The organism is Streptomyces composti (assembly GCF_012034205.1).
In the GTDB taxonomy this organism is placed as follows: Bacteria; Actinomycetota; Actinomycetes; order Streptomycetales; family Streptomycetaceae; genus Streptomyces; species Streptomyces composti.
Genome location: NZ_JAATEM010000039.1, coordinates 55,306 through 62,593, shown reverse-complemented (window position 1 = coordinate 62,593; position 7,288 = coordinate 55,306). Strand labels below are relative to the sequence as shown.

7 protein-coding genes are annotated in these 7,288 nt (G+C 69.9%); 4 read left to right on the top strand and 3 right to left on the bottom strand.

Translation table 11 applies throughout. The features are described 5' to 3' along the window. Positions 1 to 123 precede the first annotated feature (123 nt). On the bottom strand, positions 124 to 516 hold the full coding sequence (locus HCJ93_RS29950) for a PLP-dependent aminotransferase family protein (protein ID WP_309141508.1): 393 nt from the start codon (positions 514 to 516) through the stop codon (positions 124 to 126). Further along, the gene (locus tag HCJ93_RS30355; protein ID WP_507202753.1) at positions 513 to 683 is read right to left on the bottom strand and encodes a hypothetical protein; all 171 of its coding nucleotides are present in this window, start codon (positions 681 to 683) and stop codon (positions 513 to 515) included. Before HCJ93_RS30355 ends, HCJ93_RS29950 begins: the two co-directional genes overlap by 4 nt. Before the next feature lie 436 nt (positions 684 to 1,119). Here HCJ93_RS30355 and HCJ93_RS26365 point away from each other — a divergent pair, with 436 nt between their 5' ends. Next, positions 1,120 to 1,947 (top strand): S1 family peptidase, encoded by an 828-nt coding sequence (locus tag HCJ93_RS26365; protein ID WP_167998327.1) that lies wholly within the window; start codon positions 1,120 to 1,122, stop codon positions 1,945 to 1,947. Positions 1,948 to 2,217: 270 nt separating this feature from the next. Here the strand turns inward: HCJ93_RS26365 and HCJ93_RS26360 are convergent, their stop codons facing one another. After that, positions 2,218 to 2,445, bottom strand: coding sequence for a DUF7455 domain-containing protein (locus HCJ93_RS26360; protein WP_167998326.1), 228 nt, complete (start codon positions 2,443 to 2,445; stop codon positions 2,218 to 2,220). A gap of 439 nt (positions 2,446 to 2,884) precedes the next feature. Between HCJ93_RS26360 and HCJ93_RS26355 the strand changes: the two genes are divergently transcribed. From HCJ93_RS26355 to HCJ93_RS26345, 3 genes are all read left to right on the top strand, one after another. After that, on the top strand, positions 2,885 to 5,008 hold the full coding sequence (locus HCJ93_RS26355) for a DNA gyrase/topoisomerase IV subunit B (protein WP_167998325.1): 2,124 nt from the start codon (positions 2,885 to 2,887) through the stop codon (positions 5,006 to 5,008). A gap of 121 nt (positions 5,009 to 5,129) precedes the next feature. Beyond that, positions 5,130 to 5,612, top strand: a complete 483-nt coding sequence (locus tag HCJ93_RS26350) for a DUF485 domain-containing protein (RefSeq protein WP_167998324.1) — start codon at positions 5,130 to 5,132, stop codon at positions 5,610 to 5,612. Continuing rightward, positions 5,609 to 7,201: a monocarboxylic acid transporter gene (locus HCJ93_RS26345; protein WP_167998323.1), complete on the top strand. Its 1,593-nt coding sequence runs from the start codon at positions 5,609 to 5,611 to the stop codon at positions 7,199 to 7,201. Before HCJ93_RS26350 ends, HCJ93_RS26345 begins: the two co-directional genes overlap by 4 nt. Positions 7,202 to 7,288: the final 87 nt, after the last annotated feature.

Below are 7,288 nucleotides of genomic sequence, written 5' to 3'. Positions count from 1 at the left end.
TTAGGCAGCGTTTTCCCTGGTGGGCACACCGCTCGGTACCTGATACTGCGCGACTACCTCGACTAGAACCGGACGCTGAAGCGGCCCCGACCTGCACTTATGGTGCGGGCCGGGGCCGCTCCGTCACTGGGGGAGGAGCTGCTTGTATCCGACGAGGCGCATGACGTAGCCGCCCTTGGGCGAGGTCCATCGGGCCAGGCCGGTTCCGCCCGGCTCCCGTTCGAGGATCTGCTGGACCAGCTCGAACTTCGGGTGGAGCAGGGCGCGCTGCTTCAGCACATGCGCCCGTACGCCTTCCGGGGCTTGCAGGAACAGTGCGTGGTGCGGCTGGTTGGGCTTGTCGGGGCCGGTGGAACGCTTGCTGCTCTTGGGGATCAGCCAATCCATGTCGGACTGGGAAGCACCGGAGAATCCCACACCGGCGCCGGCGAAGGGCGAAGGCGATCTTCGAGGCGGAACCGAAGAGGAGGGGACGGTCCGGGTGGCCGTGAGCCTCGGACGCCGTCGGCACGTCACGGATCCACCTCCTCGTCCGTGAGGTGGTGGACCGCGTACGCGTTGTCCCGGAAGATCCGGAAGGTCCGGAAGTCTGGTGCTGCGGTCGGCATGGAGGCCAGCCGCTCCACGACCACATCGCCGTAGCGGACACCGGTCGGGTTGCTGTACTCGGGGACGCACCAGATCCCCTTGACCGCCGGTCCGTCGCGACCAGCCGCTCCACGACGTCCATGTCGGGGCCCTCGTCCGTCATCGCGACGGAGATCAGCTCCATGCCGAAGCGCTCGCCCAGCGCGAAGTGCCGGTCGTAGCCGGGGACCGGGCAGGGGATCGCGAGGCGCTCATCGTCCACCCAGCGCCGTGCTGCCCCGGTACCTCGCTGCCCCGACCCTCGCTGGGCAGTGCGTGCACCAGATAGTCGTGCATCAGTTCGAGGCTGGGACGGTCGACTGCACTGCCGGCCGGTGTTCGGCGGCGACCTGGCCTCTGCACCGCCCCGCCCCGCCCCGTCCCTGGCACCGCTGGGGCGCCGGGCCCTCGTCGTGCGTGCGCGCGGGTGCGGGGGCGGGCGCCGTGGATCACGCTGGGTGTCCAACGACCACCCCAGTGTGAGGAGTGTGCATGCGACGTCGTCTTGCCCGGGCCCTGGTCCGGCCCTTGGTACTCGCAGCCGCCGCGGCCACGATGCCGCTGGTCTCGGCCTCTCCGGCGGCCGCCGACAGCATCGTTGTCGGGGGCTTCCCGGTCGACGTCTCCGAGAGCCCGTGGACGGTCGCGCTGTCCAGCCGTGACCTGTTCGGAGGTACGCGCGCGGGCCAGTTCTGCGGGGGAGTGGCAGTCGGCCCGAGCACCGTGCTCACCGCGGCCCACTGCATGGACGAGAGCGTCCTCGGTGCGAAGCCCACGGAGATCCGGGACCTCAGGGTCATAGCCGGGCGCACCGAGCTGCTGTCGGACAAGGGGCAGGAGATACCCGTCAGCTCGGTGTGGGTGAATCCCGGCTACGACGGCGTCGGCAACTCGGGTGATTTCGCGGTGCTCACCCTCGCCGAGAAGCTGCCGTCCGGATCGGTCATAGGGATGGCACGCGCGGGTGACCCGGCCTACCGGGCGTACACACCGGCGACGGTCTACGGATGGGGGGACACCACGGGCGGCGGCAGCTATGCGGGCAGCCTGCACGCGGCACGGGTGCACGTGCTGCCGGACGCGGCGTGCGAGAAGGCGTACCCGGGCGGGATCAGCGGCACGTACCACGCCGAGACGATGCTCTGCGCCGGCGAGGAGAAGGGCGGCCGGGACGCCTGCCAGGGGGACAGCGGAGGGCCGCTGGTGGCCCAGGGGCGGCTGATAGGGCTGGTGTCCTGGGGGAGCGGCTGCGGCTGGGCCGGCAGCCCGGGTGTCTACACCCGGATCTCCGACGTCCTGCGCACGCTCGGCTGGGGGTGAGTCCCCGCAGCGGTCCACGGTGAGGCACACAGCAGAAAGTTGCAGCGGCGGCACGGAGAGCAACGACCGACGGGCCTCGCAAACAGCCCTTGGAGGGCTCCGCGGGCCCTGTAGGCGTACTGCGGGCCCGAAGGGTGTGCTCGCGCCGCCTCGAGGGCGTCAGGGGGACGAGGGGGACGAGTGTGTGACACGGGCGGCCGCCTCCGTAGGGCCGGAGACGGCCGCCCGTGCGCCGGCCTGTGCCGGCTGCTCGTCGTCGTACGCGAGATGTCAGCGCTCTTCGCCGGAGGCCGTGCTCGGGGCGGTGAGCCGCTCCGTCTCGTCCTGTATCTCAGCGGCGATCTTCTTGAGTTCCGGCTCGAACTTGCGACCGTGGTGGGCGCAGAAGAGCAGTTCTCCGCCGCTCAGCAGGACGACGCGCAGGTAGGCCTGGGCGCCGCAGCGGTCGCAGCGGTCGGCGGCCGTCAGCGGGCTCGCGGGGGTCAGAACAGTAGTCACGTCGCCTCTTCTCTAGCTCGACGAGCTGTCGTACCAGGGTCAACATCCAACCAGCCTCGAAACGTTCCCGCTCGTGGCTTTCTCTCGAAAAAATCTTCCGAGACGGCTGGCTGTTGCCGGTTGGCGGCGAATGTGCCGTATTGCGTGTCTCTGTGTCGTACGGATTCGCGTCGTATTCGGTGGTCGGCCCTCCCGGCTGGGTTGCCGGTTGTTCATGAGGACGTGCCCGGAGCCTAAATGGTTCATGCCTGGAAGGGAACGTGATGTGTGCTTCACTCCATCGAGGGATCGAACAAGTATACGACTCGGGACTATGCTGTGGTCAGTCGAGGGTGGCGTTACAACGGCTCTACCAGGCCTCGGTACCCTCCTACCGGTGACTGAAGCGGTGCCCTTACCCACGAGGGCCCCAACTGAAATTCAGCGAGGAGCGAACCGCGTGACCGCCGAGACGTCCGTGCCGTCCACAGCTCTGCTGGCAGGAGCAGACCGCGACGGTTCCAACTACACCGCGCGGCACCTGCTCGTCCTCGAGGGGCTCGAGGCCGTGCGGAAGCGCCCCGGCATGTATATCGGATCCACCGACAGCCGCGGTCTGATGCACTGCCTCTGGGAGATCATCGACAACTCCGTGGACGAGGCCCTCGGCGGATACTGCGACCGCATCGAGGTGATCCTGCACGACGACGGCTCGGTGGAGGTCCGGGACAACGGCCGCGGCATCCCCGTGGACGTCGAGCCCAAGACCGGCCTGTCCGGCGTCGAGGTCGTGATGACCAAGCTGCACGCGGGCGGCAAGTTCGGCGGTGGCTCCTACGCCGCCTCCGGCGGTCTGCACGGCGTCGGTGCCTCCGTGGTCAACGCCCTCTCCGCCCGCCTGGACGTCGAGGTGGACCGCGGCGGGCACACGCACGCCATCAGCTTCCGCCGCGGCGTGCCCGGAGAGTTCGCCGCCCTCGGGCCGGACGCCAAGTTCGAGGCCAGGAGCGGGCTGCGCAAGATCAAGAAGATCCCCAAGAGCCGCACCGGCACCCGCGTGCGCTACTGGGCCGACCGGCAGATCTTCCTCAAGGACGCCAGGCTCTCCCTGGAGAACCTCCACGCCCGCGCCCGCCAGACCGCCTTCCTGGTGCCCGGCCTGACCATCGTCGTCCGTGACGAGTTCGGGCTCGGCGAGGGCGGCAGCAAGGGCGAGGAGTCCTTCCGCTACGACGGCGGCATCAAGGACTTCTGCGAATTCCTGGCCTCCGACAAGCCCATCTGCGACACCCTCCGCTTCACCGGACAGGGCACCTTCAAGGAGACCGTCCCGGTGCTCGACGAGCGCGGGCAGATGACCCCCACCGAGGTCACCCGGGAGCTCGGCGTGGACGTGGCGCTGCGCTGGGGCACCGGCTACGACACCACCGTCAAGTCCTTCGTCAACATCATCGCCACCCCCAAGGGCGGCACCCATGTCGCCGGTTTCGAGCAGGCCGTCACCAAGACGCTGAACGAGGTGCTGCGGGCCAAGAAGCTGCTGCGCGTCGCCGAGGACGACATCGTCAAGGACGACGCCCTGGAGGGCCTCACCGCGGTCGTCACGGTGCGCCTCGCGGAGCCGCAGTTCGAAGGCCAGACCAAGGAGGTCCTCGGCACCTCCGCGGCCCGCCGCATCGTGAACAACGTGGTCTCCAAGGAGCTCAAGGCCTTCCTGACCTCCAGCAAGCGGGACGCCGCCCAGCAGGCCAGGGCCGTCCTGGAGAAGGCCGTCGCCGCGGCCCGCACCCGCATCGCGGCGCGCCAGCACAAGGACGCCCAGCGCCGCAAGACGGCCCTGGAGTCGTCCTCGCTGCCCGCCAAGCTCGCCGACTGCCGCAGCGACGACGTCGACCGCAGCGAGCTGTTCATCGTCGAGGGCGACTCCGCGCTCGGCACGGCCAAGCTCGCCCGGAACTCCGAGTTCCAGGCGCTGCTGCCGATCCGGGGCAAGATCCTCAACGTCCAGAAGTCGTCCGTCACGGACATGCTGAAGAACGCCGAGTGCGGCGCGATCATCCAGGTCATAGGAGCCGGCTCCGGGCGGACCTTCGACATCGACGCGGCCCGCTACGGCAAGATCATCATGATGACCGACGCCGATGTGGACGGCTCCCACATCCGCACCCTGCTGCTGACGCTGTTCCACCGCTACATGCGCCCGATGGTCGAGGCCGGCCGGGTGTTCGCCGCGGTGCCGCCGCTGCACCGGATCGAGCTCATCCAGCCCAAGAAGGGCCAGGACAAGTACGTGTACACGTACTCGGACCGGGAACTGCGCGACAAGCTCATGGAGTTCCAGAGCAAGGGCATCCGCTACAAGGACACCATCCAGCGCTACAAGGGCCTCGGCGAGATGGACGCCGACCAGCTGGCCGAGACCACCATGGACCCGCGCCGCCGCACGCTGCGCCGGATCAACCTCACCGACCTGGAGGCCGCCGAGAAGGTCTTCGAGCTCCTCATGGGCAACGAGGTCGCCCCGCGCAAGGAGTTCATCTCCAGCTCGGCCGCCACGCTGGACCGCTCGCGCATCGACGCCTGACCGCCGCACGGGGCCGTCGCCGGGCGCGACGGCCCCGTGACCAGCGCGAGGCTTCACCTGATGGAGTGAAGGCGCCGGGGAAGAAGAGTCGGGGATCTTCCCGTTCTGTCCATCCTTGGGCATGCAGTCAAGCAATGGACGACCCGGCGTTCAGTCACGGGACGCCGAGTACGAGGACCCGTGGTACGACGCACTCGCCGCGGGCTGGGGCGAGTCCGCCGAACAGCCCGCGCCGGTGCCCGCGGCGCGGGAGGCGGGCGCAGCCGCCGCCGGCCCCGCCGACGTGTATCTCCAGGTCCAGCGCAGCGAGGCCTTCCAGGAGGTCCGCAGCCGCTACCGCAGGTTCGTCGTCCCCGGCGTCATCGCCTTCCTCGTCTGGTACGTGGCCTATGTCGTGACCGCCACCACCGCGCCGGAGCTGATGGCCCGCCAGGTCACCGGAGCGGTCAACGTGGCCATGCTGGCCGGACTCGGACAGTTCCTCACCACCTTCCTCCTGACCTGGGCCTACGCACGCCACGCCCGGCTCCGCCGGGACCGGGCCGCGCTGGAGCTGCGCTGGGACACCCAGGAGCTGTCGCGCTCCAGAGGCGGTGCCGCATGACGGGTGATCACCAGCCCCTGGCCCTGCTGCTGTTCAGCGCGTTCGTCGTGATCACCCTCGCCATCACCACGTGGGTGAGCCGGCACCGGCAGGGTTCGGCGGAGGAGTTCTACGCGGGCGGGCGGCTCTTCACCCCGATGGAGAATGGTTTTGCCATCTCGGGCGACTACATGTCCGCCGCCTCCTTTCTCGGCATCTCCGGACTCATCGCCCTGGTCGGCTACGACGGGATGCTCTACTCCGTGGGCTTCCTGGTGGCCTGGCTGGTCGTGCTCTTCCTCGTCGCCGAACTGGTGCGCAACTGCGGCCGGTTCACCCTCGCCGACGTCGTCGCCTCCCGCATGCGGGAGCGGCCGGTGCGGATCGCCGCGGGCACCTCATCGGTCACCGTGTCCGTGCTCTACCTGGTGGCGCAGATGGTCGGCGCCGGCAGCCTGGTCGCGCTGCTGCTCGGCGGTACGAGCGAGGCGGCCCGCGCCTGGACCGTCATCGGCGTCGGAGCGCTCATGGTGATCTATGTGTCGCTGGGCGGCATGCGGGCCACCACATGGATCCAGATCGTCAAGGCGGTCCTGCTGCTCGGTGGCACCGTCGCGCTCACCGTGGGCGTACTGCTGCGCTTCCACGGCGACATCAACCGCCTGCTCACCACCGCCGCCGAACGCAGCGGCCACGGCGAGGCCTTCCTCGCCCCTGGCCTGTCCTACGGCGGCGACTGGACCGCCCGCTTCGACTTCATCAGCCTCGGTCTCGCCCTGGTGCTGGGCACGGCCGGACTGCCGCACATCCTGTCCCGCTTCTACACCGTGCCCACCGCGCGCGCCGCCCGCCGGTCGGTGATCTGGGCGATCGGGCTCATCGGCGGCTTCTACCTGATGACCATCGTGCTCGGTTTCGGCGCCGCCGCCATCGTCGGCAGCGACACCGTCCGCACCTCGCACGCCTCCGGCAACACGGCGGTGCCGCTGCTCGCCCTCGACCTGGGCGGCGGCGCCGGTTCCACCGGCGGCACGGTCCTCTTCGCGGTCGTCGCGGCGGTCGCCTTCGCCACCATCCTCGCCGTGGTCGCCGGCATCACCCTCGCCTCCTCGGCCTCCGTCGCCCACGACCTGTACGCCACGCTGCGCCGCCCCGGCGGAAAACAGCGCAGCGAGGTCGCGGTGGCCAGGGCCGCCGCCGTGGGCATCGGTGCGGTCGCCATCGCCCTCGGCCTGCTGGCCCGCGAACTCAACGTCGCCTTCCTGGTCGGCCTCGCCTTCGCGGTCGCCGCCTCCGCCAACCTGCCCGTGCTGCTGTACTCCCTGTTCTGGCGGCGCTTCACGACCCGGGGAGCCGTCTGGGCCGTCTACGGCGGCCTCGTCCCCTCGGTGCTGCTGGTCCTGCTCTCCCCGGTGGTCTCCGGCAGCCCTGAATCGCTCTTCCCCGGCGCCGACTTCCAGCTGTTCCCGCTCCAGAACCCGGGCCTGGTCTCCATCCCGCTCGGCTTCCTCGCCGGCTGGCTCGGCACCGTCACCTCCGACGAGGAACCGGACGCGGCACGCCACGCGGAGACCGAGGTGCGCTCCCTCACCGGGGCCGGGGCGGTGTGAGCGCCGGGGAAGCGACCAGGGAGGTGAGGCTCAGGGGCCGGTCGCGGCGTGAGCAACGGCAGCCGACCGCAGCATCCGGCCGGGTGT

What these genes read in the sequence shown, in the direction of transcription:
- HCJ93_RS26345 (WP_167998323.1), top strand. Translation starts at nt 5,609, where the DNA reads ATGACGGGTGATCACCAGCCCCTGGCCCTGCTGCTGTTCAGCGCGTTC.
- HCJ93_RS26350 (WP_167998324.1), top strand. Translation starts at nt 5,130, where the DNA reads ATGCAGTCAAGCAATGGACGACCCGGCGTTCAGTCACGGGACGCCGAG.
- HCJ93_RS26365 (WP_167998327.1), top strand. Translation starts at nt 1,120, where the DNA reads ATGCGACGTCGTCTTGCCCGGGCCCTGGTCCGGCCCTTGGTACTCGCA.